The organism is Bradyrhizobium sp. AS23.2 (assembly GCF_001908185.1).
GTDB lineage: Bacteria > Pseudomonadota > Alphaproteobacteria > Rhizobiales > Xanthobacteraceae > Bradyrhizobium.
In genome coordinates this window covers 1-23,686 of the sequence record NZ_LGHM01000055.1, presented here as the reverse complement: position 1 = coordinate 23,686, position 23,686 = coordinate 1, and the positions used below count along the sequence as shown (strand labels likewise).

Sequence of the window (23,686 nt, the reverse complement as noted above, 5' to 3'; positions counted from 1 at the left end):
GCCACGTCCATAACCTCGAGACGGTCAACACCTACGAGGGCACCCACGACGTCCACGCCCTCATCCTGGGCCGCGCCATCACGGGTATCCAGGCGTTTTTCTAGTCAGCTTCTGATGTAGCAATAGGTTCCGAGAACGCATCGGACAACCGGAGCGCACGGGAGGCCCATACGGTACTCGTGGTCCCTTCCGTCTTCTTCCCCATGCTCGTCTCCTGGAATGCGGCGGCTCTCCGACACCGTTCGGTAGTCGCGCATTCGACCTTCTGTGCTTCTTGGCGAGCCGTCCGGGCGAAGTCATTCGCAAAAGCGAACTTATGGCAAGAGCCTGACCCGACGTAACGGTCGAGGAGAGCAGCCTGCGTTTCCACATGGTTGTGTTACGTCGTGCCTTGGGTGACGGTAAGGGAGGTGAGCGTTACGTGGTGAACGCCTCGGGGCGCGGTTACTGCTTCGTGGCCAACGTCGATCGCGCGGCATAGCCCTGGGGTCACGCTTGGGTGCTTACCCCTGAGAAGACTTCGCAGACTATTTGCGTGAGGATCGAGCGGCCTGACCAGGACGCCGCGTGCAAGCCAACCTCGCCCCGCAAGCGGGGCGAGGTTGCTCAAGCTCAGGTGCCTTCGAATTTGAATGAGACGTTCAGCTTGGCGCGATAAGCCTCGACCTTGCCATTGGCGTCCAGCTGCATATCGAGGGTAACGACCTCGGCGACACGAAGATCCCGGAGAGTTTTTGCGGCCTGTTCGACCGCGTTGGCAGCGGCTTTCTCCCAGGAGTCGCTGCTGGTACCGATCAGTTCGATGACCTTGTAGACGCTCTCAGCCATGTCGTTCTCCCGTCCGGTGTGAAACAGGGAGCAGGTACTCCCTGCCCCATCAAACCTAGCACCGCCATATCGATGGTGAAAGGACGCGGCGTGTGGTGGCGACCAGGGCAGCCCTGCGTGACGATTCCAGCAAGTTTGAACAAGCGCGATGCCCAGAGCCGCGATCTAATGGCGACCCTGCGTCTCTGAAATCTGCTGACAGCTCCGATCTGGAGCGGTCCGCGGACCGACGGGCGATATCGGTGATGCCGTGGAGAGATGACCATGAATAGATTTTGGACTTGTGCATTGGTGGCGAGCTGGGTTGTCGCTCTGGCGCCCACGGCACATGCCCGATCATCCTAGGTCCTGGAATCTCGTCTTCGTCACCCAAAACGGCCACCGCCGTCGAGCGGCTATAATGTCCAAGTTGGGCACGCGCGACGCCACCTGCATCACGTCGACATTGCCGACCAGGATACCGCCTCGTGGCGGTCGGGTAGAGCCTCCCACGCGAGGCGAACGGCGTCGCGACGACCGTTCCGAAGGGACATCCGGCGTCATCACCACTGGGCTCCGCGCGCCCATGGTTGGATCGATCTCTCGACCGCGCTCAGCCAGGTCGCGCCTCTGCGGGCCACCGCAAGTAGATACGGAGGCCCGCAAACGAACAGATGGAAGTGAGACCTTCCGCTCTTGTGATATACATTTGCCCTGGGGCGTCGCTCACGTAGTCGAGACTAGAGCGAAGCTCGATAGTCGTTCGCGCGACCGACCGGGTTTGAAGCAAGATGATCGAACCTACGCGAGATACGCAGACCCGCGCTGCTGCTGAGGCAGAAACGAGCACGGTACGGAGATATTTTGGCACGGACGGTATCCGCGGCCGTGCCAACGACGTGATTACGCCGGAGATCGCCCTCAAGGTGGGCCAAGCGGCAGGCATTCTCTTCCGCCGCGGCGAGCATCGTCACCGGGTCGTGATCAGCAAGGACACGCGACTGTCGGGTTACATGATCGAGACCGCAATGGTCGCGGGCTTCACCTCGACGGGCATGGACGTGCTGCTGCTCGGCCCGATGCCGACGCCGGCTGTCGCCATGCTGACGCGCTCCATGCGCGCCGATCTCGGCGTCATGATCTCGGCCTCGCATAATACCTTCGAGGACAACGGCATCAAGCTGTTCGGCCCGGATGGATATAAGCTCTCCGACGAAGTCGAACTCGAGATCGAGAAACTGTTGGATTCCGACCTCAGCAAGCAACTCGCCAAGAGCCCCGACATCGGCCGGGCGAAGCGCATCGACGGCGTGCACGACCGCTACATCGAGTTCGCCAAGCGCACGTTGCCGCGTGCACTCGATCTCGAGGGCATGCGCGTGGTGGTCGACTGCGCCAATGGCGCTGCCTACCGCGTCGTCCCGGAAGCATTGTGGGAATTGGGCGCCGATGTGATTTCGATCGGCGCCGAGCCGGATGGGCTCAACATCAACAAGGATTGCGGCTCGACAGCGCCGAAGGCTCTGTGTAGCAAGGTGCGCGAGATGCGCGCCGACGTCGGGATCGCGCTCGACGGCGACGCTGACCGGGTCGTGATGGTCGACGAGCGTGGCCACCCCATCGACGGCGATCAGCTTATCGCCGTGATCTCCGAAAGCTTGAAGGAGAACGGCAGGCTGGCCAGGCCCGGCGTCGTGGCGACCGTGATGTCGAACCTCGGCCTCGAGCGCCACCTCGCTGGCCTCGGCCTCGAGCTCGTGCGCACGCCGGTCGGCGACCGGTACGTGCTCGATCACATGCGCCGGTACGGCTACAATCTGGGTGGCGAACCGTCGGGGCACATTGTCCTGTCGGACTACACCACGACCGGTGATGGGTTCGTCACTGCGCTGCAGGTCCTTGGAGTGGTGCGGAGCCAGAACCTGCCGCTGTCGCAGGTGTGCCACCGGTTCGATCCGTTGCCACAGGTGCTCAAGAACGTGCGCTGCCGCAAAGGCAGGCCGCTTGAGAACGCGACCGTGCTTTCGGTCATTGCCAGCGCCGAAGAGCGGCTTGGCCGCGGCGGTCGGTTGATCGTGCGCGCGTCCGGCACCGAGCCGATGATCCGGGTGATGGGCGAGGGCGACGACAAGGCGCTCGTAGAAGCGATTGTTGACGAAATCGTCGCAGCCCTGGGCCACGCGGAAGCGTAGAACGATCTTGTCCCTAGAACCGCTCCATTTGCGTCATTCGGTTGCAACTCCCTTAAAAGAGTTCAACTAACGAGGCTGTTCGCCAAACTTACAGCGTTCCCTGCGATGATGTTTTCGCTGCTACCAGCTTGAGCCTGCACACTGGATGTGCGCGCTCCTTGCGATCCAATATAAGCACTTTTTTTTTGCAAAAATCTGTTTGCCGACAAGGCGTTAATGCTGCGAGGCAATGCGCGCCCAAGGCGTCTTTCCGGGGCTTCCGAAGTCACAGCAAGTTGATCCGGCAACCCCTGATAGACCTCGCACGCCGGTATCTCGCTGCCGCATGGGTTCGATCACGATACCGATACGCCCCCCAATTGGACTATGACAAAAGTATATATAGGGATATTTTGGATTCAAACTTAGAATTTCATAAAAGCTTTAACAAGTAAGACGCAACGAACGTTCAGTTTTTGCTACCTCGCATTTCGAACAAGTGGCGATACAACCAAGGACCAAGCATTACGCGCACGGTCTCCAACCGAAAGGAAAACCACGACATCAGAGGCGGAGTTCAACCATCCAGTCGATTTTTTAGCTGTAGTAGCAATTAGCTTTAGTGGGCAGGGAGGGTGTTATGACGCGGCGATATTCTTTCGCTACCGTACTCGTTGGACAAAACAATTTACGCAGAGAGGGCCTTGCGCGCATTCTACGCTCGGCGAATTTTCGTATTCTCGCGTCGGTCTCATGTGCCGATGGTTTGGACGCTTGCAAAGTCAAGCCATGCCAGCTGTTCTTTCTCATTGTCCATACCGGCGATGACTTTAACGCATCCGTCGAGCAAATCGAACGCCTCAGGGATCGCCATCCGGACGGGCGTCTTGCCGTTGTCGCCGATCGCTATCAGCTGAGCGAGTTAGTTTCGGCATTTCACGCGGGCGCTACCGGCTATTTCGTCGACGTCATGAGTTGTGACGCGCTCATCAAATCCATCGAGCTCGTGATGATGGGCGAAACCGTTTTCCCGTCGGCATTTGCGCTCGGTGCCGGAGAGATCCGCTCGGACAAGACCAAACCGCTCAACGACAGCGAGGCGACGTTTGACGCACCAGACGATCGAATCGCCCAGCAACTTTCCCCGCGGGAGAAATCGATTTTGCGATGCCTGATCGAAGGCGATTCCAACAAATGCATCGCGCGGAAAATCAATATCGCCGAGGCCACGGTGAAGGTCCATATCAAGGCAATTCTGCGCAAAATCCGGGTTCAGAACAGGACGCAGGCGGCGATTTGGGGAATCAACAACCAATTGCACGCGCGGGCATCAAGCAACAAGTCTCCGCAATTGAGCTCTGATGTGAGCGAGCGGTCGCCCAACCCTGCGCGGGAGATTCACGACCTCATCGACGAAGCGCCACCTCTTGGTGCCATCAACATTCACGTTAGTCAGGTTGAGGCGGCGCGCGCCGACGCCCACATCCACGGCGGAAGGGCTAATGGTGCGGTCAAGCTCAGGAAATAGTCGAAATCCCCGCGATCAACTCAGCTTGCTCTCTCAAGAGAAAGCCGGCCCGCCTGGTTAATGCCAAAGACGTATATCGAAAGCGATAGCCATCAGCTTCGGCTTGGGGCGATCGGGCATTCATTCACGAAGAATGGGGCGAGACGGGCCGGGCCGGCGGAGCGAGCCTCTTTCGACGAGTAGAGCGAGCAGGATACCGACGACCAGGGCAAGAAACGTCGTCACAAGGAACAGCAGTATCGCATTTGGACCCGACGGCACCCTCACCACTTCCGCCGGCAACAGAGTTTGACCGGCGGCGAACCTGATCATATCGCGTGCCACCACTGCCTCGCGGTCTTCGGCGACTCTTCCTTTGCGCGCAGCATCCAGCTGCTCCTTCAAGTGATCGAGCTTGGCAAGGCCGCTGAGATAGGTCGGGTGGCGCGGGCCATACACAGCGGATAGCGCCGTCATTGTGCGGCCGGCGGCCGCGTAAGCCTCGGCTGCCTGCTCCAGCTGTCGTCCGCGCAAATACTCCGATGCGACCCAGTTCGCCAATCGGGCGGCACGCTCCGGGTCCGACGTGGTGACCGCGACCGTGATCAAATAAGAGCGCGGATCGTTGGTGACCGTGATCTGGTTCGTGAGCCGTGTGATCGCGAGATCACGCGGCATCGGCGCGGAATGGTCAAAGATCGGCCCGACGCGGGACAGGACCCGCGTAAGAAGCGATGGGTGCGTATAGTCGGGATCATTGTCGAGCCTTAGCGCAGACACGACAGCACTCGCGGTCGCACGCGAGCGAATGATACGCGCCGCGCTATCCACAACGGCGGCCGCATCGACCGCCGCGGTCGATTGCAGCCTCTCGCCTGCGACGTTTTCGTCGCGGACGAAGTCGAGCTGAATGAGCGCTTCGCCAGTGTAGCGCGGCACCATGAATGCCAACACAATCAACTGCGCTGCCAAAGCGACGGCGAGAACCGTGGTAATAAGCAGCTTGTGCTTCCATAGCTTTCGCAGCGTATCGTGGACGATATGTTCATAATGAATCCGCGGAGCGTCGATCGCATTCACCTCGAGAGACATAGTCCGATCTCCTATGGTCACATGCGCCGGATCAAACGGCCGGTTTCTTGCCTCTGCCACCGTCAACGCACGAAAATCCTGTATGTGGCGCGATCGAAAAGCGCGCGGACCAGCGCCCGGGCCTGGAAACGGTCGGCAACCTTCAGCAGGTCCAGAAACAGATTATCGCCGTCGGATGCGTTCGCCTTTTCCGGGTCGACATCACGCCCGCCTGTTCCGCGGCCGACAATCGTGGTCACGATATCGAGAAGGCCTCGTTGGTAGCGATAGCGTGAAACCTCGCAGCCCAGCAGCCGCGCTTCCCGGCGGCAGGACACCTGCCCAGGCGCATAGCTCCGCGTGGCCGCGCGAAACATCGGCAGGTCGGATTCAGTGTCACCGACCGCAATCGTCTCAGCATCCGGCCCCAGGACTTGGTCACGTAGAGCCACCAATCCGGTTCCCTTGTCGACACCTTTCGCCACAACGGCAGTGTCGATCGTGGTTTGGTGGAAGGTGAGCCTGTCGAGCCTCAGCGTCGTGATCAGGTGGTTCACCACTAGCGTCGGCAGCGGTAGCGGTGCTCCCTGCCCGACACTGAACGAGCGCATCTGCAACAGCAGATTGCGAGGCTTCTTCTCTATCATGTACACTCGTATGGAGTATCGGTGACGCTCGTCGAGAAATACCCCCGGAAGCTGCCGCAACTCCTTTCTGAGTACGTCGAGTTGGACCATCGCCTCCTGATCAATGAGAGGTCGGCCACGTCGGGTGACCGCATCCCACAGGTAGGCGCCGTTCTCCGCAACGCCTCCCGCGAGCCCATAAGCTTCGCAGTAATCCTTCACTTCATAGACCGACCGCGCCGTGTTTAACGCGACCGAGCAGCCGCGCTTTGCGAGCAGCGAGAGCGCCTCAATGCCTGCAGCCGTCGTACAGGGATAACCGAAGATGCGCCGGTCGATGACGCCGTCGATATCGAGCATGACAAGCGGCGAGAGCCAGGATGCCGGCCGGATCGACCGACAACGCGCGCCGCAGAAACGCGCAGTCTGGATGGTGAGGAACTCCCAGGCACCGAGGAACCGGCGATGCTGCTCCTGCTGCTGCTGGCCGGACTGAACCACGGCGAAAAGCCGCTCTTGCGCTGTTTCCATCGTCCAGAGGCCGGCGAGCAACTTGTTGATGAAGAGCCGTTGGTCGATCGCGACGTCTCCGGAGTGCTCGACGTATCGACGGATCAATCGTTCCTCCTCTTCGGGAGAAAGCGCGAAGCTGAGGATAGTCTCGGCGAGGTCATAGGCGGGATCGATCGTGTTCAACTGAGTCTTGCCAAGACCGTGCCCGTAGTAGCCCGTCTTCAATGGACGGGATTTACCGTCGATCCATTGCGCGTGGTCCAAATTGCCGTCGATCAGGGTGGGAAACGGGCAGTGCAGCCCAAAGAGGCGCTGTTGGATCCACGAGCGCATCGGTATGTCGAGCACGAACCTTCCGTACGCGCGGCCAAGCGCCTCCGCCAACAACGCCCAGCCGTTCTCGTGGACCGCTTTGCCGGAGGTACGGCGTTTCGGCAAAGCCAATCGGCTGGTTCGCGCCGCTATGTAGGCAGCCGCAGTGTCGATCCATGCATCGCGGTTCGATCGGACGTCCGCGGCACCTTGCTGCTGCAACAGCCATTCGCTGTAGAGAATGCCGTCGCGCAACCCGATGACCGGCGACACGAACTCCGAGAGCCGCTGCGCAGCCAAAAAGGCTGGGTAACCGAGGTATCCCAGACCCACGCTTTTTGCCAGGACGTAGCGGGTTTCGTGCGAGCCCTGGGCAGAGCGCAGTTGGACTTCGAAGATTCGTTTAAGCGTCGCACCGCGCTTGACTTTCGCGGCGTTCGATAACTCACAGTTGAGCTCCTCCGCCCGACGACTGCTAACTACCCGGACCTCGGAGAATCCCTGCGGCGCGAAGTACCCGACCAATTGCCGCTCGACACTTTGGCACTCAAGCAGCTGGTGCTTTCGCCATCGCTCGGGCTCAAGCGTGATGACGAGGCCATCCGGCAGGGTGTCGGCCCAGTTCCGCGCTGCCGGATGAGTGGGAACGAGAGCCTTTATCCGTCCCAGATCGAAACCCGCCTGACGAGCAATATCAACCGCCAGGATAATCGTGCCACCCGAATGTGGCGGATCATCCACGATGACGAGGGTGAAGCCCTGTCTTGCGTATCTCGCCAGCTCCTTGCGCTCCCACCGGCAGGCGCCTTTCTTCGGCTGCACGGTCAGCGAGGCGACCCGCGGGTAGCCTTCGGCCTTGAAGAAGGAACTCAGCAGTGTCGAAAAATATGTACCGGCCGTCCGCAAACCCAGCAGAAGAATGGGACGCGACGTATCGGGAAACTGCCGCATGAACTGCCGCCCGAGCTCCAGCACGTCGACATGCATGAGATCCAGTCGGCTGAATGCGGACGGAACGCTGAGGCGCAGGCCGAGCAAATCGGACGGGAACCGCCATTGCAGTGGTTCAGACAAACTCCTGGCGGGTTCGGCGAGCAGCACTGGATCAGAGTCGCATCGCGCCAGGACAGCGAAGAAAACATCAAGTCTGCCCTGCCAATCGTTCTTCCAGCGATGGACTTGCGTCCAATTCCGCTTCGGCAGGCTATCGGCAATCTTGTCAGTCACCCACAGGGTCATCCGACCTGGCCGGGTTCTTGCCAGTTGAGCAGGCATGCGCAACGTGTGCCCGCGCAAATATTCATCGGTTCCATTCAACAGCGAACATGAAAGAAGGTAGATGTTTGTCGCGACTTCGCTCGTTTGCCATCCTGCCTCGACACTCCCGAGCCGGTCGATTTCGCCGACAAGGCGTTCAATGGCCTCACCGACTGTCAAGTGTGGATCGAGGCACCATTCGTAGGCGGAATAGAAATTCACTTCGGCCGGCAACGGGTCAAGTCGCTTCGACACCTGGTCAATCGCTGCCGGTTGGTTCAGTGTCAGCATGGCGCGTCCTGCCCTTGTTAGAGTGCCGCTGATGCGGCTCCGATCTTCAAATTATGCCGCGAGTGTTCCTCGACGGCGCGTGCATAGATCGCCATGAGCGCCTCATGGTTGGTCTCAGCGGAAAATTCTCGGTCGAAGGTTGCTCGCGCCGCGCCGCGCATCCGCTTCAGCAGGGATGAATCCGAATAGAGATATCGCACCTTCGCTAGCAGGTCCTGCGCGTCGTCGGCGGCAAAGCACAAGCCATTGCGGCCATCGACGATGTCGGCCATGGCGCCATGCCCGGAAACGACGACGGGCGTGCCCTTGGCAAACGCCTCGATCACAACGCGTGGCAGCGCGCCCTCGTAACACACGGACGGCAGGATCAAGAGTCCTGCTCTCCCCATCAGCTCGTACACATGCTCGTGCGAAACGCCCTGCAACCACTCGATCGCGGGATTGTGTGCCGCCGCCTCTCGAACTGCGCTAGCCAGTGGACCGTCGCCCGCGATCTTCAACGGCACCGCGTCCTTGATGCCCTGCCACGCCGCGAGAAGAGTTCGCACTCCTTTTTCCTCGGACAGGCGGCCGACATAGAGAGCGTACCCGCCGTCTCCCGCACCCGCGCCGGGTTCCGGATAGGCGAAGTTGGGCTTGACGGCGATCTTGTCCGCGGGAAGGCCTCCCTCGATGAATTTCCGTCGGCTGAATTCGCTGGGAACGACATATGTGTCGACGGCGTGGCGCCACGTTCCCAGGAGGCGATGCGCCGCAAGCATCGTCGCAACCACGCCGCTTTCGGCGCGGTTGTCGCGGTAGCACCTGTGCGCCACGCCACGCCACGCGATCGCCTTGCCGAGACAATCCTCGCACGGCTTGCCGTCGCGGAGCAGCAGCGCGTTGACGCAGAGGAGCCGGAAGTTATGCAGCGTCTGCACCACGGCCACGCCTTCGGCGCGCGCGGAGTAGTAGGCGGCGGGGGAAATCAAGGGAAATGTATTGTGAAAATGAACGACCTGCGGGCCGTGCGCGCGGATCACATGTCGCATCTCGACAACGGCCTGGCGGCTCCAGATCGCGCGGCCGGCAACGTGCAGGCGTCCCATGCCGTCGATCGCGTCGTTGGACAAACAATAAGTCGTCACCTCGTGGCCGTGCGCCCGCAGCAGCGCGACCTCGGCCGCGACGCATTGATCCTCACCGCCGGCAAGCTTGTAGAAATTGTGTGCCACCAGGATATTCATGGATGTCACCCTTGGACCCCGGTTGCTTTAGCAACACGCGCCGCATGATCGAGAACGGCAACCGGCGGCGCATACAGGCGGCAGAGCTGCCCATTGGTCACGGTGGTTTCCGGGTGCGCGAGATCGCGCATGAAGCGAAGGATGCCTTCCAGGCGCCGCCACTGATCGAAGTCCTGCAGCTCCCAGGAATGTCCCCAGAGATGGAAAACGCCGCCGTCTGCGACTGCCTGGCGCAACAATGATTCCGCCAGCGCCGGCCATTCGGCCGGACTACCATGAACGAGGTAGCGCCAGAGATTTGCCATAACCATCCGCTTGACCGCATTTTTGGCGAAGCTGGAAAAGCGATGCGGAAAGGCCTGAACGGTCGTCGGCATCAGCAGAAGGCCGGTCCTCTGCCGCGGAAAGTCGAGTGAAAGGAACTCCGCACTGCGCAAGCCGAGATAGCCCGCACTTCGGATCATGTGCACGTGCGGGCTTGTGAAGCGGCCAATCGGCGGACAGAAGCACACGCAGGGCATGCCGGTGGTGTCCTCGACCCAGGACTTGGAATCGACGATCTCATGCCTTGCCGTCTCATCGGCCGCGCGGGTCAGATCGACATGGTGGAGCGTATGGGCACCGATCTCGAAGACCCCAGCGAGTTCGCGCAGTTGCGCGGCCGACATCGTTTCCCGCTCATTCTCCGCCGGGACGTAGAACGTGCCTGCGATTCCGTATTTTGAAAGCAATGCAGCAACGCGCAGATCCAGCGGATGGCCGTCATCCCAACTTGTCGTGATGTAGGTCGCCGGGTTCATTCCGCATCTCCGACGGGTGACAATTTGCCCAGGACCGGGTGGCTACCCGGCCGGTTCGGTTGGTGCTCATGTTTGATGTAGAACGTGTACGTGTGACGATAGGGCGTATCCGTCATGTATTCGGCCGTGCCGAGAGGCGGGAAGACAAACGGCCTCAGCGCACGCAAGCTTTGGCATTCAGCAAGAAAGAACGGACGCCGCTCCTCGATATCATCCCACCCAATGACGAGCACCCCGCCCTCTCGGAGGCAATCAGAAGCGGCCTCGAAGGCCTTCTCAACGTCGGCTCTTGCGTCCAGGCCCCACCCGAAGACACCGTTGCACAGGATCAAATCGAGCGAGCCGGGCTTGAAGTGCATGCTGAGGTTTTGCAGGCCATCAACAATGTGCTGCTTGGCCCCATACCTCCCTCTCGAAGGGTCGATCTCGATGGTCCAGTAGTTCTTCTTTTCAAAGCGTTTGTTGTAACCTCTGGTGTACCAGTGACAACCAACGAACAGAACATCCCTGTATGCATCCTCGCGCAGGAAGTAAGGAAAGATGATCTGCTCGAGCACCCGCCGGTCTTCATTCTTAAGGTAGGACTCCACGCCGAACATCCCTTTGATGTCGCGGGCGATTCTGAAGAAGATCCGTGCGGGCAGGTTCGGCATCGGCGCTCTCGTTACAGGTGGTGCATGGTTTCTGTTGTAAGGGACACTGAAGGCAAGCTTGCGCTGTGTGTGCCTTCGGCTGCCCTCCTGGGTCCGGCCGGGGCCGCCGCTTTGCCCAATGTCCTGCGTGATCGACTCGACCACGGGCAAATCCGGCGAATGGCGGTCGCCCCAACTGGCCGTTACGCACGTCAGCCTTTTCATGATCCACCCCCGACAACTGCCAATCGGCGGCACGACTGGGCACGAGCCAGAGCATCGGCGAGCAGTCGATCGATGCGGCGCGTCGCAATATGCCGCTGAAGCAGACGGTATAAGCCCCGCGGCGCCCTTGGCAGGTCGAGCGACTTGAGTTCTGCCCGCGCAAACGCACGCACTTCCTCGATCAGTCTTCGCCTTTCTTCTGGTGCCTCTATCGCCGCGAGGAACGCTATCAGAACACTCTCGGCGAAAATCCGCCTCCGCGATATCACGCGCGGATTGGCGGTCCGGATATCTGTTCCCACGTCATAGAGGACGCCGGCAAGGTCGAGGGAGGCCGGGTACCACTCCTTTGCAAGGCCTTCCCGGATTGGAAGGCTCGCAGACGTATCAACGTCGACCAATGAAAGAACGCGATCCGCAGGGTCCCAAAGAATATTGTGCAAGGAGAGATCGCCATGCAGGCATCCTGCCGCCCAGTACGGTCTCATAACGGAAATGAGCGCCCGCGCCGCGGACTCAATTATTTCAGGAGACGGGCCGTTTCCCTCCGCAAGAGACTCGCTGAGGTTTGTCCCCGCGGCCAGGGTCATCACCAATGCTGGCGGCGATGCCGACACATGCAGCGGTAATGGTGCACGGATCTTCCAACCATCTACCGTCTTGCCATCCAACGACGAGTGCAACCCCGCCTGGGCATCAAACTGCCGCCTTGCCGCATCGGCACCGGCCGATCCATCAGGCTTGTACAACTTGACGATCAGATTGCGGTGCCCTTGAAAGAGCGGGTGGCCTCCGGCCGAGCCAACGGCGTAAATCTTGGCGTGAAACCCCTCTCCGATCTGCCTGATCCCCCACTCCCTTCCGGCAGTGTCGCGGGTCAGCTTCTGCAGGATCGATGTTACAGATGCCTGACTGCTCTCGACCGGATCGGTTTGCGCGAGAACGGCAAGGAATGCGACCCAACGGGCGGCGGCTCCGGCAACACTTCCCGCCAGAGTGCCATAGGCGGCCCCGAGCAGCCCCCAGCTGAACGTAAGGATACAAACCGCTGCCAGCGTGACAACGGTGCCGGCCGACGTCGCGAGCACAATTGCCTTCGGACGCTCCATGCTCGCCAGCGCGTTGGAAGCAGGCGCGCCGGCCGCCGTTACCATCATCGCAACCGCAAGCACAGTGACAACGTGATTCTGTCCGCCGTATTGAGGGTCGTGATAGACGACATGCATGAGCAGGTCGCCGCCGAAGAAGATCGCGATGCAGAACAGCGACATCCCGCCCGCCAGTACCACTGCATCGCGAGCAGCCTGGCGCCGCAACTTCGCGCCTCCGCCTTCATTGAAGGCGCGGACCGCCCGTGGCGTCAGCGTATTGCGAAACGCCGTGAGCAGCGGATTGGCGAGCGATGCGACGGTTGTGGAGGCAGCGAAGATGCCGGTCTCGGCCATGTTTGTCAGCAGCGGCAGCATCCAGTAGCTCGCATAACCCTGCATCGAGACCGTGACCTGCCCGGCGAATAGCCATTTTCCGAGCCGCCAGCTATCGGTGGTCGCCTGACGCACTTGGCCCGCCCTGATTGCAAAATTCGACCGCTCACGATGCAGCCAGACAATGCTCGTCAGCGCGCAGGCGCAACCAAGTCCCACGCACGCTCCGACCGCGGACATCCTGCCCGACCAGCCCAGCCAGCCAAGTACGCCGAGCTGCAGCACCGCAACACCGGCGTCAAGGATCAGGACATTAGCCACACGCAAATGCGCGAATGCATAACCCCGGCTGAATTCCCGCTGCAAAGCGAAGGGGACGGTCAGCACGAGCGCCCAGACCAGCCAGGTCAGGTTCGAATCCGCTCCGAGCACCACCATCCCGGTGGCGGCGATCGCCAACGCCACCACAGCCACGCCCGCCAACCATGCGCTGTGCAGCAGCGAGATTCCCGCATGCTCAGCTGGGGTGTAGGACGGGCGGTGCCGTTGGATCGTGTAAGGAAGCATGATCAGGGCGTCTTGGATTGCGAGCAGCGATCCCAAGATCGAAATCCCGATCGAGTAGATACCCAGTTCGCTCGGCACGGTCCAGCGACCGACCAACACCGACGATAACAGGCTAGTGCCGCTAACTACCACCTGATCCGCAAGAGCGAGGAAGTGCGTCCCGAACACGATGCCCATGATCGCGGCCCAGACTCCGCTGCGTTCCGCGTCTTGACCACCAGATGACTCGACAACGTGCAAGTTCGGCTGCGGCGACGTCTTGCGGTCCGCATTATCCACCAATGGCAGGGGCGTCGCTCCCGATTCCTGCATGCCAACCCTTCGGTCAATGATATTCGCGCGATCGTTCCTCACGGGCGAAGCGCGGGCTACGCAGTGCGCCGCGCAACAGCTCGCCAGCGGCGAGAAACGCAAATCCCGGCACAATGTAAGCATAGCGTCGCCACAGGCGCCGCGGCTCGGAGCAAAGCCGGAACAGCCACTCGAGCGCATGACGTCTCATCCACTTCGGCGCCTGTCGTTTTGTCCCTGCCAGGAAATCGAATGCTGCACCGACGCCGATCATTACCGGCGCATCGATGCGTCCGAGATGTGCCGCCATCCACCGCTCCTGTTTCGGAGTACTCAACCCGATCCAGACGATGTGCGGCCGCGCGGCGTTGATCATATCGACGACAGCGCCGTCTTCAGCCGGCGTCAGCTCCCGAAACGGCGGGCAGAACGTGCCGACCACTTGCAGTCCGGGGACGGACTTGACCAAAATGTCTTTCAGTTTTTCGGCGACGCCGACGTCACCGCCGTAATAGAACTGCCGGTAGCCGGCCCGGCCGGAAATCGCCGTCATTTCTCGCATTAGGTCGGGTCCGTAGACCCGTTCTGTGCGGTTTTTGCCGGCGAGGCGCAAGAAATACACGAGCGGAACGCCGTCGGGCGTCACCATACCGGCCTCATTATGGATCCTGCGCAGCAAGGGGTCGCGACGGCATTCCATGACGCCGTGAACGCCGGTCACGCATACGTATTCGCGCGCATCCTCCTTTATCCAGCGCTCGAGAGCCGCGATCGCGTCGTCCATAGTGATCGCGCTGACCTTGACGCCCAGCACGTCACCACACACAGGGCCGGCCATTCCGCTCATTGCGGAAACCTCCATACGAGCTTGTCCGCTTCATGGGGATCAGCCAGCAGGTTGTCGAAGTACTCTATCGTCTTGCCAAGGCCCTCCTCCACGCTGACCTGAGGCGTCCAGTGCAGAAGCTCTCTCGCGCGCGAGATGTCCGGCCGACGCTGGCGTGGATCGTCTTGCGGCAACGGCCGGAACTCGAGTCGCGAGCGCGATCCCGTCAGAGAGATGATGAGCCGGGCAAGCTCCGACATGGTCATTTCGGTCGGATTGCCGAGGTTGACGGGCCCCTCAACGTCCGACGATGCATTCATCAATCGCGTCAGACCGTCGATCAGGTCGTCGACATAGCAGAAGGACCGCGTTTGCGTTCCCGAGCCGAACACCGTGATCGGTTCACCCTTCAGGGCTTGCACGATAAAGGTCGATACGACCCGCCCGTCCTGCGGATGCATGTGTGGGCCATAGGTATTGAAGATGCGGGCAACACGGATGTCCAGCTTGTGCTGTCGGTGGTAGTCAAAAAATAGAGTCTCGGTGCAGCGCTTGCCCTCATCGTAGCAGGCACGCGGTCCGGTCATGTTGACGATGCCGCGATAGTCCTCGGGTTGCGGATGGACCTCCGGATCGCCGTAGACTTCGCTTGTCGACGCCTGCAGGATGCGAGCGTGCAAACGTTTGGCAAGCCCCAGCATGTTGATCGCTCCGAGAACACTCGTCTTGGTGGTCTGGATGGGATCGCGCTGGTAGTGTAACGGCGAGGCCGGACAGGCGAGATTGTAGATCTCGTCAACCTCGACATAGAGCGGGAACGTGACGTCGTGCCGCACGACCTCGAACGCCGGCTCGTTGAGCAACCCTTCGATGTTACGCCGCATGCCGGTGAAGAAGTTGTCGACACAAAGCACCTCGCATTCCTGCTTGAGCAATCGCGCGCACAGATGGGAGCCGAGAAATCCGGCTCCGCCAGTGACCAGAACACGCTTTTTCACGTTGCACCTCCTGCCCGTCGATATTCGCCGCTCGGATGCCGGCTTTTGATCTTCACGGAAGCTGGAGATCATCAACAACCGCGCACATGAACAACCGCGCACATGGGGGTCGACCGGGCACTAAAGAGCTATCTGACGCGGACCGAAGCTACTCAGATGGAGGTACCTCCGAGGCGTGCTGCGATAGCCCCTGTTTTTCGACCGCACGCCCCACACGACTACTAATCTCGATGCGATCGGGCGAGCAAAACGCCAGCGAATCTGCCCAACAACGCAGAGAACTTTAGTGGACCGGAAATTGACAACACTCCAGACCATCTGGGTCGCCGCCAGAGTCTGGCTCTTGCTGCAGACCTGCTGCCTGACCCTCTCGCTGTTCCCCGCCGCGCTGTCGGCCGCCGACGTCGACAGCCGCGCCTACCGGCTCGCGCCCGGCGATCGCATCACGGTGACTGTTTTTGGTCAGCCCGAACTGTCAGGCGACATGCTGATTGACGATGCCGGTACCATCACCATGCCCCTGAGCGGTCCAATCGAAGTCAAGGATTTGACCGTCTCGGAATGCCAGAAGCGAATTGACGACCGACTGCTGGCGGACGGACTGTTGAAAGCACCCTCGGTGGGCGTGCGCATCGCTGAACTGCGTCCGCTTTACGTGCTGGGCGACGTGCGGCTACCGGGCGCTTACCCTTTCCGTTACGGCAGCACAGCACAGAGCGCAGTGGCCCTCGCCGGAGGCTTCGGCCCCGGCGAGGTGCTGCGCAACGCCGCCGTCTCCGAATACCTGCAGGCCGAGGAGCGTGTGCATCAGCTCATCTCGCAGCAACGAACCTTGCTCGTGCGCAAAGCCCGTCTCGAGGCCCAGCGCGACGGACTGGACAGCTTTTCGCCGCCTGATCTTGGTGGTGCCATCGACGACAGGGACACCAAGGAGATCAAGGAGATCGTCGCAAATGAGCAAGACATCTTCGAGACCCGGACTGCCATCCAGCGCGGTCAGATCGCTCTGCTGCGTTCGCAAAAGCCAGTTCTCGATGATCAGATTGACGCCAACAACGAGCAGGGCGAGGCAGCGAAGAAGCAGCTCGACATGATCCGGCACCAGATCGATCGGTACGGAAACCTTCTCAAGCAGGGGCTGGGGACGCAGAACAACGACTTCCAATACCGCGTCCTCGAGGCAAATCAGGAGGCCGCCGTCTGGCGGCTCTTGTCAGATGTCTCTCGCCTGAAAGTCGAGGCAGGGAACCTCGATTTGAAGATCAGGGAGGTCGAAGCCACGTTCAAGCGCGAGGTCGTGACCGAATTGCAGCAAACGCGCGACCACCTCAACGAATTGGAAATCACGCTGCCAGCAGCAATTCGGTTTCGCGACGTCAAGCTTCAATATGCTGGCGGCGCCGCGGCGCAAGGTGTGCGGCATTTGATCAGCATCACGCGCATGCGGGATGGCCGTGCTGTCGTCCTGGATGCTGTCGAAACGACCCCGGTCGAGCCCGGCGACGTCATCGACGTCAGGAACGAGATGCCGCGTATGCAGTCGCATGACGAGGCGGCCGGGCCGCTGGCGTCTCGGCCGTCCAAGACAGAGGAGGCACGCGGCCAGGCAACCACCGGCTCAATCTCCAGATAGCGGCTGGCGCGACATCCGCCCCCCTCCCGAGTTCGAGCTCCACTTGGCGAACATCGCATGACCGGCTCCCTCCCATTTTCCCGTTCCGCAGGTCTGAGCGACCGCTACCTCCTGGCGCTCGTCTGCGCTTTGTTGGGATACGCTCTCATGGGCAAGGGCTTTGCCTATTTCGGCTACCGACCGGTCTTTGTTGGCGAGTTCATCTTCGTCGTTGGGCTCCTTGTTCTCTTGCGATCAGGCTGCCTCATCGCCGTATTCGCGTCGGCCCCCAGCCTTGTCCTCGCCGCAACCATGGGCTGGGCGATATTGCGTACCCTGCCGTTCGTCGGCACCTACGGCGTCGATGCGTTGCGCGACAGCGTGATACTGATGTACGGCGGCTTTTCATTTGTTGTCGCCGCTCTCCTGATCGAGGATTACCGTCGCATTGACACTCTCGTTCGCTACTACCGGACCTTCCTCGGCATCTACATCCCTGCCGTCCTGGTGCTCTTTCCGCTTAGCTTCTATTTTTCCAACTATGTGCCGAACATACCCGGCACCACCGTTAGCCTGGTCTGGGTCGGTGCTGGTGAGGTCGCGGCCCATCTCACCGGCGCTGCGGTATTCGTGCTTGCGGGCTTTCGCAGGCCCACGGCGTTCTGGACCGCATGTCTTTTCGCCGCGCTTGTCATGGTGAGCGCCGTAAGCCGCGGCGCGATGCTTGCATTTATCGTCCCCGTCATCCTGGCTGCAATCATGCTCGGCAAGATTCGCATGCTCGCGATCGTCAGCGTGGCGGGTCTCGGTTTGCTTGCGGCCGCCTACACACTCGAGACGAGCTTTTCGAACTATGAGGAAGCGCGCTCTTCCACGGAACGACGGGTCAGCTCTGTGCAACTTGCCGAGAACGTCGCGAGTATGTTCGGCCGCGGCGGAGATCAGACCGAAGGTACAAAGGAGTGGCGGGAGAAGTGGTGGCGGATCATCGTCGACAACACGGTGCGCGGACGGTATTTCTGGACGGGACGCGGATTTGGGGTCAATCTTGCAATGGAAGACGGATTCGGAAACCCGCGCAACGAGCGGCCTCTGCGCAGCCCACACAACGGCCACATGACGATCCTGGCGCGCGCCGGAATTCCGGGCATCGTGTTGTGGAGCGCATTTCTGGCGACCTGGTTCGGTTCACTGCTGTACACGACAATGGTTGCGCGCCGCCGGGGACAGACCGGATGGTCCGGCCTCCTGCTATTCATCGCCTGTTATGCCTTGTCCTGCGTGATCAATGCCTCCTTCGACGTTGCGCTCGAAGCGCCGATGCAAGGCATCTGGTTCTGGTGCCTGATCGGTTTCGGCATCGGTGCGACGATGATCTACCGCTATCAGCAGGTCCGCGACCAATGGGAGACAACACCAGTTCGCCCACTTGTGCCTGCCGGCGCGCACGGAAGCCAGTTGCCTTCCTGACGGCAGTTCTCTGGGTGCAGATCGCCACGCCGGCATGGTCCGGCGTCACCAGCGAGCCCTGCCCCGCCGGCGCGGTTCCGATCGCGCCTGGCACATCGATCCAGACAGCCGTCGATCGTGCGGGTCCAGGCGCCACGTTCTGCCTGAAGAACGGCACACACCGAATCCAGGCGATCCGCCCACGGGCAAATCAGCGCTTTTACGGCGAGGGCGGAACAGTCCTGAACGGCAGCCGGTTGCTCACAGATTTCAGCCGTAAGGACAAGTATTGGGTGGCTGGCGGCCAGCGGCAACAGGGGCGGCGCATAGGGGAATGCGCAAAATCGGCGCCGGCTTGCAACCTGCCAGAGGGCTTGTTCTTCGACGACGTTGCGTTCGTGCAAGTCCTGGCGAAGGATGACGTCGGCCCCGGCCGTTTCTACTTCGACCATTCCGCTGAAGAGATCTACTTCGCGGACGATCCCGCCGGTCACAAGGTCGAGGCTACGGTCGCAGCCTTCGCGTTCGAGAGCAGCGCGCCGGGCGTCCTGATCAGGAATCTAACAATCGAGAAATACGCCAGTGTGGCCCAGAAGGGAGCGATCCAGGCGCAGGAGGCCGACGGCTGGGACGTCGAGAATTGCGAGTTGCGGCTGAACAGCGCCGCGGGCATCGCAGCCGGATCTGGCACCCGCGTGCGCAACTGCGACATTCACCACAACGGTCAGATTGGGATCACCGGGGTCGGCCGGGATGTCATGATCGAGGGGAACCACATCTGGGAAAACAACACCCGTGAATTCCTGACCAGCTGGGAGGCCGGCGGCATCAAGTTGGCGGTCAGCCAAGGCGTCGTCTTGCGCAACAATGACGTACATGACAACGCCGGCGCCGGCATATGGTGCGACATCGATTGTCGCGACGTCCTCTACGAGGGGAATATTGCCGAGCGCAATCGCGGCGCCGGAATTTTTCACGAGATTTCGTTCTCGGCGGTCATCCGCAACAACAAGCTCGGTCATAACGGCATGAGCAGAAAAAAACGAATTCTGGGGCAACAACATCCTGATTGCTGCGTCGCAGGACGTAGAAGTCTACGGCAACACGCTCACCGCCGACGCGGGCAAATGCGGCATCGTTCTCCTGGACCAGGGGCGTCCCATGAAATCGGGCGGGACCTACAAGACCCGCAACAACAAGATCCACGACAACGATACGACCTTCGAGGGCGCAGCCTGCGCCGGTGCCACGTCCGACGTCACACCGGGCGACGAAAACGCCCTCATCATCGAGAGGGGCAACAATCTATTTGACCGTAACGTCTATCGCGTCCCGCATGGGAGTGCACCGTTTCGGTTCGCATGGGGACATGCGGTGCTCGACTGGGACGAATTGCGTAGCGTCGGGATCGAGCCACACGGCACCCTTGTCATCTACTGAAACAACGGAAAGCACAGCGGCGATTCCGGACTACCACCTTGTTTCAGTCGGGACTTCGGAATGGCCCGGCTAAGATCGGCAGCTCGAAGCTACACCACCCTTGCGCGACGACCTCGCGGACATCCCCACGGAGAGCGAAATGCGAAACGGGAAAACGGCATTGGTGACCGGCGCTGGCGGGTTCATCGGACATCACCTGGTCAAGTATCTCGTCGGGCTCGGCTACGTCGTCCGCGGCGCCGACCTCAAATATCCCGAATACGAGGATTCCGAGGCGGATGAGTTCATGATCGCGGACCTGCGCGACTACGAGCAGAGCCTGCGTGTCACGAAAAATATCGATGAGGTCTATCATCTCGCGGCCGATATGGGCGGCATCGGCTATATCAGCGCGTTCCACGCGGAAATCACCCTCAACAACACGCTGATCAATACCCACATGTTGCAGGCTGCACGACACCATGGGGTCACGCGGTTCCTGTTCTCGTCGTCGGCATGTGTCTATCCGCAGTATCTCCAGAAAAATCCCGATGTCGTCCCGCTGCGCGAGGAAGACGCATTCCCGGCCGATCCGGAAGAAGGCTACGGCCTCGAGAAGCTCTACACGGAAAAGCTTTGCCAGTACTTCACCGAAGACTGGAACTTCCCCACGCGGGTCGTCCGCTTCCACAACGTCTACGGTCCTCTTGGCACTTATGACGGTGGTCGCGAAAAGGCTCCGGCAGCGCTCTCGCGCAAGATTGCAGCCCTCCACAGCGGGGATGAGCTGCAGATTTGGGGGGGACGGAAAACAGACACGGTCCTTCATGTACATCGATGATTGCGTCGAAGGCATCTACCGCATCATGCGATCCGACCACAGTTCCCCATTGAATCTTGGGACGGACGAATTGGTGACCGTCGACGAACTTGTCGACATCATTGCAAAGATAGCCGGTAAGTCCGTGATCAAGCGTCACGACACCTCGAAGCCTCAAGGCGTGCGCGGACGCAACAGCGACAATTCACGGCTGAGGGAGGTTCTCGGCTGGGAGCCGAAGACGTCGTTGCGACAAGGTCTCATTCCCACCTACCGATGGATCGAGGAGCAAGTGGCGAGCGCGCCCGGGTTTTCCGGAATCGCAGCCGAATAGAAGCGGTGGCCCCCCTTGCCGGCGGGCAAGGGCGGCGTCCCTTACGCACCGAACGGAAGCAAGACCAGCATGGCGGACCAGGGGCTGAACCTGCATCATGCCGGAGGCGCGCGACTGCGCTCCGGCAGCCGACGAGACCGGGGTTTCGGGCGCGTCCGTCGCTATCGCAAGTCAATCGTCATGGCCTCGCTGATCTGCGGCGATCTTGCGGCTGCATTCGTTGCGATCTCAGGCATCCAGTTGCTGATCCGAATGATCGGATTGCCGTGGCAGGCGCCTCAGCGCATAGGCGGCTTGCTTGTCGTTCTCGCTTTCTTCGTCGTCGGGCTTTACAGCGGCTCAGGTCCCGGGCCTTACGAGCGGTTCCGGCAACGAACGATCGGCCTTGCGGCTTTCATCGTCATCTGGATCATCGCCACGTTGCCCGAGCGCGACGTGATCGACTTCATCATCGTGCAGGCCGCAATGGCTGCCTGCCTGTTGCTGGTCGGTCACTACATCGAGGCCGCGACCCGGGCCCTCTTGATCCATCTCGACCTGTGGAGCGCCCCGACGGTCCTGGTGGGCGCGGCTGACCGGTGCCGCGAGCTGGCGCAGCTCCTGGCTCGCAAGCCCGAACTCGGTCTGAAGCCAGTGGGATGGATCGGAACCACTGAGGACGACAGTTCGAAAGGCTCGCCGTTTCCATTACCCATTATCGGGACGACGGCCGATCTCGAACGCATCAGGCCATGTGCAGAAGTCGAAGTCGCAATCTTCATGACCGCAAGCGAGCTCGCAGCGGTCGCGCGCGATTGTCGCGTGTTTACTCCGCCGTGCGGTTTCATGTTGCTTGAAGACATTCACAACATTCAGGGTCCATTGGTCCGCACCCATGCGCTGGAGACGATGATCGGCGTGGAGATCCGGCGCGACCTCTGCTCCTGCCAGAGCCGTATGTCCAAACGGATGTTCGACATTCTGCTCGCTGTGCCCATGGGCTTGTTGGCCCTGCCGGTCGTTGGCCTGGCGGCGCTGTTGATCAAGCTGATCGATCCAGGCCCCGCCTTCTACGTCCAGAAACGCATCGGACACCAGGGACGGACATTGGAGTTGTTAAAACTGCGTACCATGTACACGAACAGCGACCGGCTTCTGGAAGAACATCTCAACCGCGACCCGCTGGCTCGTGCCGAGTGGCAGCGGTTCTTCAAGCTCAGAAACGATCCGCGGATCCTGCCTATCGTTGGCAATTTCTTGCGCCGGTCTAGCGTTGACGAACTGCCACAGCTATGGAACGTCATATCGGGCGATATGAGCCTGGTCGGACCGCGCCCTCTTCCTGCCTATCATGCTGAACAATTTGACACGGAATTCCAGGCCCTGCGGACCAGTGTGATGCCGGGCCTGACCGGACTTTGGCAGGTCTCCTCTCGCAGTGATGGCGATCTGGAGGTTCTGCGGAAGGAGGATTTCTTCTACATCCGAAATTGGTCACCATGGCTCGACTTCTACATATTGCTGCAAACGTTACCGGCGGTCCTGCGTGCTAAAGGAGCCCGTTAGCAATCGTACGCCAATGGCACCATGTTCGTCAGACACCCGGCGGCGTGGGGGTGAGAGTAACCATGCCCTATACTAATTGAGCTGCGCGCCGTATCTCACGGCGTGACGGAGGTGACGGTGTCGACGATCTCCCAAGGCGGATCAATCGGTCCCGTCCACTCCAGTCCATCATAGACCACTTTGGGCAAGCTGCAGCCAAACGGCGCAAATTAGAGCAAGCTTCAGGAAACAGCCGGTGCGCGCTAGGGGTTGCCGCAGCCCGTCGATACGACCGCGTCTCCACTTTAAGGCCGGCCCCACCTCCAAAGAGGGAATAGATTTCAAAGAACGGGGAATTCTTGCGAGCTAGCAGGGAATATTTCCACCGCGGCTGGCTGCTCTGGCAAAAGCAAGAACTGCCCCGAACTTTGCCGACGTCTTGCGACAAGAATTAGCCTCTTAGATGGCATCCCAGCTAAAAATGTCTGCCGACCGATCTAACTTGTAGAACGACGACTTCAGCGCAGGCATCCCGTGTTCAGCGATCGTTTGTGGGGTCCAGCCGCCATCACGGTGGATAGATCGCAACGGCCGAGACTGGCCCATAAGGAATATCTCGTTCATTCGAACCGCAAAGATCTGGCCGGTTACGTCCTTAGCTTCATCAGAGAGCAAGAATGCCGAAAGAGGTGCGATTTTCTCCGGACCCATTTGCTGCATTCGAGCCACACGAATCTTTTCGGCTTCGGTGTCTGCGGGAATCGTGCCGATCAGTCGACTCCAGGCGAACGGCGACACGCAGTTCGAGCGGACGTTGAAGCGGTTCATGTCGAGCGCGATCGATTTCGACAGGCCGACGATGCCGAGCTTGGCGGCGGCGTAGTTGGCCTGGCCGAAATTGCCGATCAGGCCCGAGGTCGAGGTGAAGTGCACGAAGGAGCCGCTCTCCTGCTCGCGGAAGATCCGCGCCGCGGCGTGCGAGAC

At 60.6% G+C, this 23,686-nt stretch carries 16 protein-coding genes and 1 pseudogene; 7 read left to right on the top strand and 10 right to left on the bottom strand.

What is annotated here, in order from left to right:
- Positions 1-612: 612 nt before the first annotated feature.
- On the bottom strand, positions 613-828 hold the full coding sequence (locus AC630_RS13655; protein ID WP_074119040.1) for a dodecin family protein: 216 nt from the start codon (positions 826-828) through the stop codon (positions 613-615).
- Positions 829-1,598: 770 nt separating this feature from the next.
- On the opposite strand from AC630_RS13655, the gene glmM reads away from it, so the two are divergent.
- On the top strand, positions 1,599-2,999 hold the full coding sequence (glmM, locus tag AC630_RS13650; RefSeq protein WP_083636250.1) for a phosphoglucosamine mutase: 1,401 nt from the start codon (positions 1,599-1,601) through the stop codon (positions 2,997-2,999).
- Positions 3,000-3,618: 619 nt separating this feature from the next.
- Positions 3,619-4,506, top strand: coding sequence for a LuxR C-terminal-related transcriptional regulator (locus AC630_RS13645; protein ID WP_074119042.1), 888 nt, complete (start codon positions 3,619-3,621; stop codon positions 4,504-4,506).
- A 120-nt stretch (positions 4,507-4,626) separates the two neighbouring features.
- Here the strand turns inward: AC630_RS13645 and AC630_RS13640 are convergent, their stop codons facing one another.
- The 8 genes from AC630_RS13640 to AC630_RS13605 are packed head-to-tail and all read right to left on the bottom strand — an operon-like array spanning position 4,627 to position 15,544.
- On the bottom strand, positions 4,627-5,637 hold the full coding sequence (locus AC630_RS13640; RefSeq protein WP_245330372.1) for a Wzz/FepE/Etk N-terminal domain-containing protein: 1,011 nt from the start codon (positions 5,635-5,637) through the stop codon (positions 4,627-4,629).
- 2 nt (positions 5,638-5,639) lie between these two features.
- On the bottom strand, positions 5,640-8,555 hold the full coding sequence (locus AC630_RS46225) for an HAD family hydrolase (protein WP_074119038.1): 2,916 nt from the start codon (positions 8,553-8,555) through the stop codon (positions 5,640-5,642).
- A 17-nt stretch (positions 8,556-8,572) separates the two neighbouring features.
- The gene (locus AC630_RS13630) at positions 8,573-9,781 is read right to left on the bottom strand and encodes a glycosyltransferase family 4 protein (protein WP_074119037.1); all 1,209 of its coding nucleotides are present in this window, start codon (positions 9,779-9,781) and stop codon (positions 8,573-8,575) included.
- Between the two features lie 5 nt (positions 9,782-9,786).
- Entirely contained in the window at positions 9,787-10,581 is a 795-nt protein-coding gene (locus AC630_RS13625; RefSeq protein WP_074119036.1) for a polysaccharide deacetylase family protein, read from the bottom strand.
- Positions 10,578-11,438 (bottom strand): methyltransferase domain-containing protein, encoded by an 861-nt coding sequence (locus AC630_RS13620; RefSeq protein ID WP_074119035.1) that lies wholly within the window; start codon positions 11,436-11,438, stop codon positions 10,578-10,580. The genes AC630_RS13625 and AC630_RS13620 overlap by 4 nt, the downstream gene beginning before the upstream one ends.
- A complete protein-coding gene (locus tag AC630_RS13615) occupies positions 11,435-13,741 on the bottom strand; it encodes a polysaccharide biosynthesis C-terminal domain-containing protein (RefSeq protein ID WP_074119034.1) in 2,307 nt (768 codons plus the stop codon). The genes AC630_RS13620 and AC630_RS13615 overlap by 4 nt, the downstream gene beginning before the upstream one ends.
- Positions 13,742-13,754: 13 nt before the next feature.
- On the bottom strand, positions 13,755-14,567 hold the full coding sequence (locus tag AC630_RS13610; protein ID WP_245330371.1) for a WecB/TagA/CpsF family glycosyltransferase: 813 nt from the start codon (positions 14,565-14,567) through the stop codon (positions 13,755-13,757).
- Positions 14,564-15,544: a UDP-glucuronic acid decarboxylase family protein gene (locus tag AC630_RS13605; protein ID WP_074119032.1), complete on the bottom strand. Its 981-nt coding sequence runs from the start codon at positions 15,542-15,544 to the stop codon at positions 14,564-14,566. Before AC630_RS13605 ends, AC630_RS13610 begins: the two co-directional genes overlap by 4 nt.
- A gap of 298 nt (positions 15,545-15,842) precedes the next feature.
- Between AC630_RS13605 and AC630_RS13600 the strand changes: the two genes are divergently transcribed.
- The 5 genes and pseudogenes from AC630_RS13600 to AC630_RS13580 all read left to right on the top strand — a co-directional run bounded on the left by AC630_RS13600 (position 15,843) and on the right by AC630_RS13580 (position 22,723).
- Positions 15,843-17,177, top strand: a complete 1,335-nt coding sequence (locus tag AC630_RS13600) for a polysaccharide biosynthesis/export family protein (RefSeq protein ID WP_143198029.1) — start codon at positions 15,843-15,845, stop codon at positions 17,175-17,177.
- A 57-nt stretch (positions 17,178-17,234) separates the two neighbouring features.
- Positions 17,235-18,626: an O-antigen ligase family protein gene (locus tag AC630_RS13595; RefSeq protein WP_083636248.1), complete on the top strand. Its 1,392-nt coding sequence runs from the start codon at positions 17,235-17,237 to the stop codon at positions 18,624-18,626.
- A gap of 14 nt (positions 18,627-18,640) precedes the next feature.
- A complete protein-coding gene (locus tag AC630_RS13590) occupies positions 18,641-19,918 on the top strand; it encodes a right-handed parallel beta-helix repeat-containing protein (RefSeq protein ID WP_074119029.1) in 1,278 nt (425 codons plus the stop codon).
- Positions 19,919-20,184: 266 nt separating this feature from the next.
- Positions 20,185-21,178 (top strand): annotated as a pseudogene (locus AC630_RS13585) (NAD-dependent epimerase/dehydratase family protein).
- A gap of 15 nt (positions 21,179-21,193) precedes the next feature.
- Complete coding sequence (locus AC630_RS13580) at positions 21,194-22,723, top strand: exopolysaccharide biosynthesis polyprenyl glycosylphosphotransferase (protein WP_083636247.1); 1,530 nt, start codon at positions 21,194-21,196, stop codon at positions 22,721-22,723.
- Between the two features lie 438 nt (positions 22,724-23,161).
- Here the strand turns inward: AC630_RS13580 and AC630_RS13575 are convergent.
- On the bottom strand, positions 23,162-23,686 hold a 525-nt coding region (locus tag AC630_RS13575), incomplete at its 5' end, for an SDR family oxidoreductase (protein ID WP_143198027.1).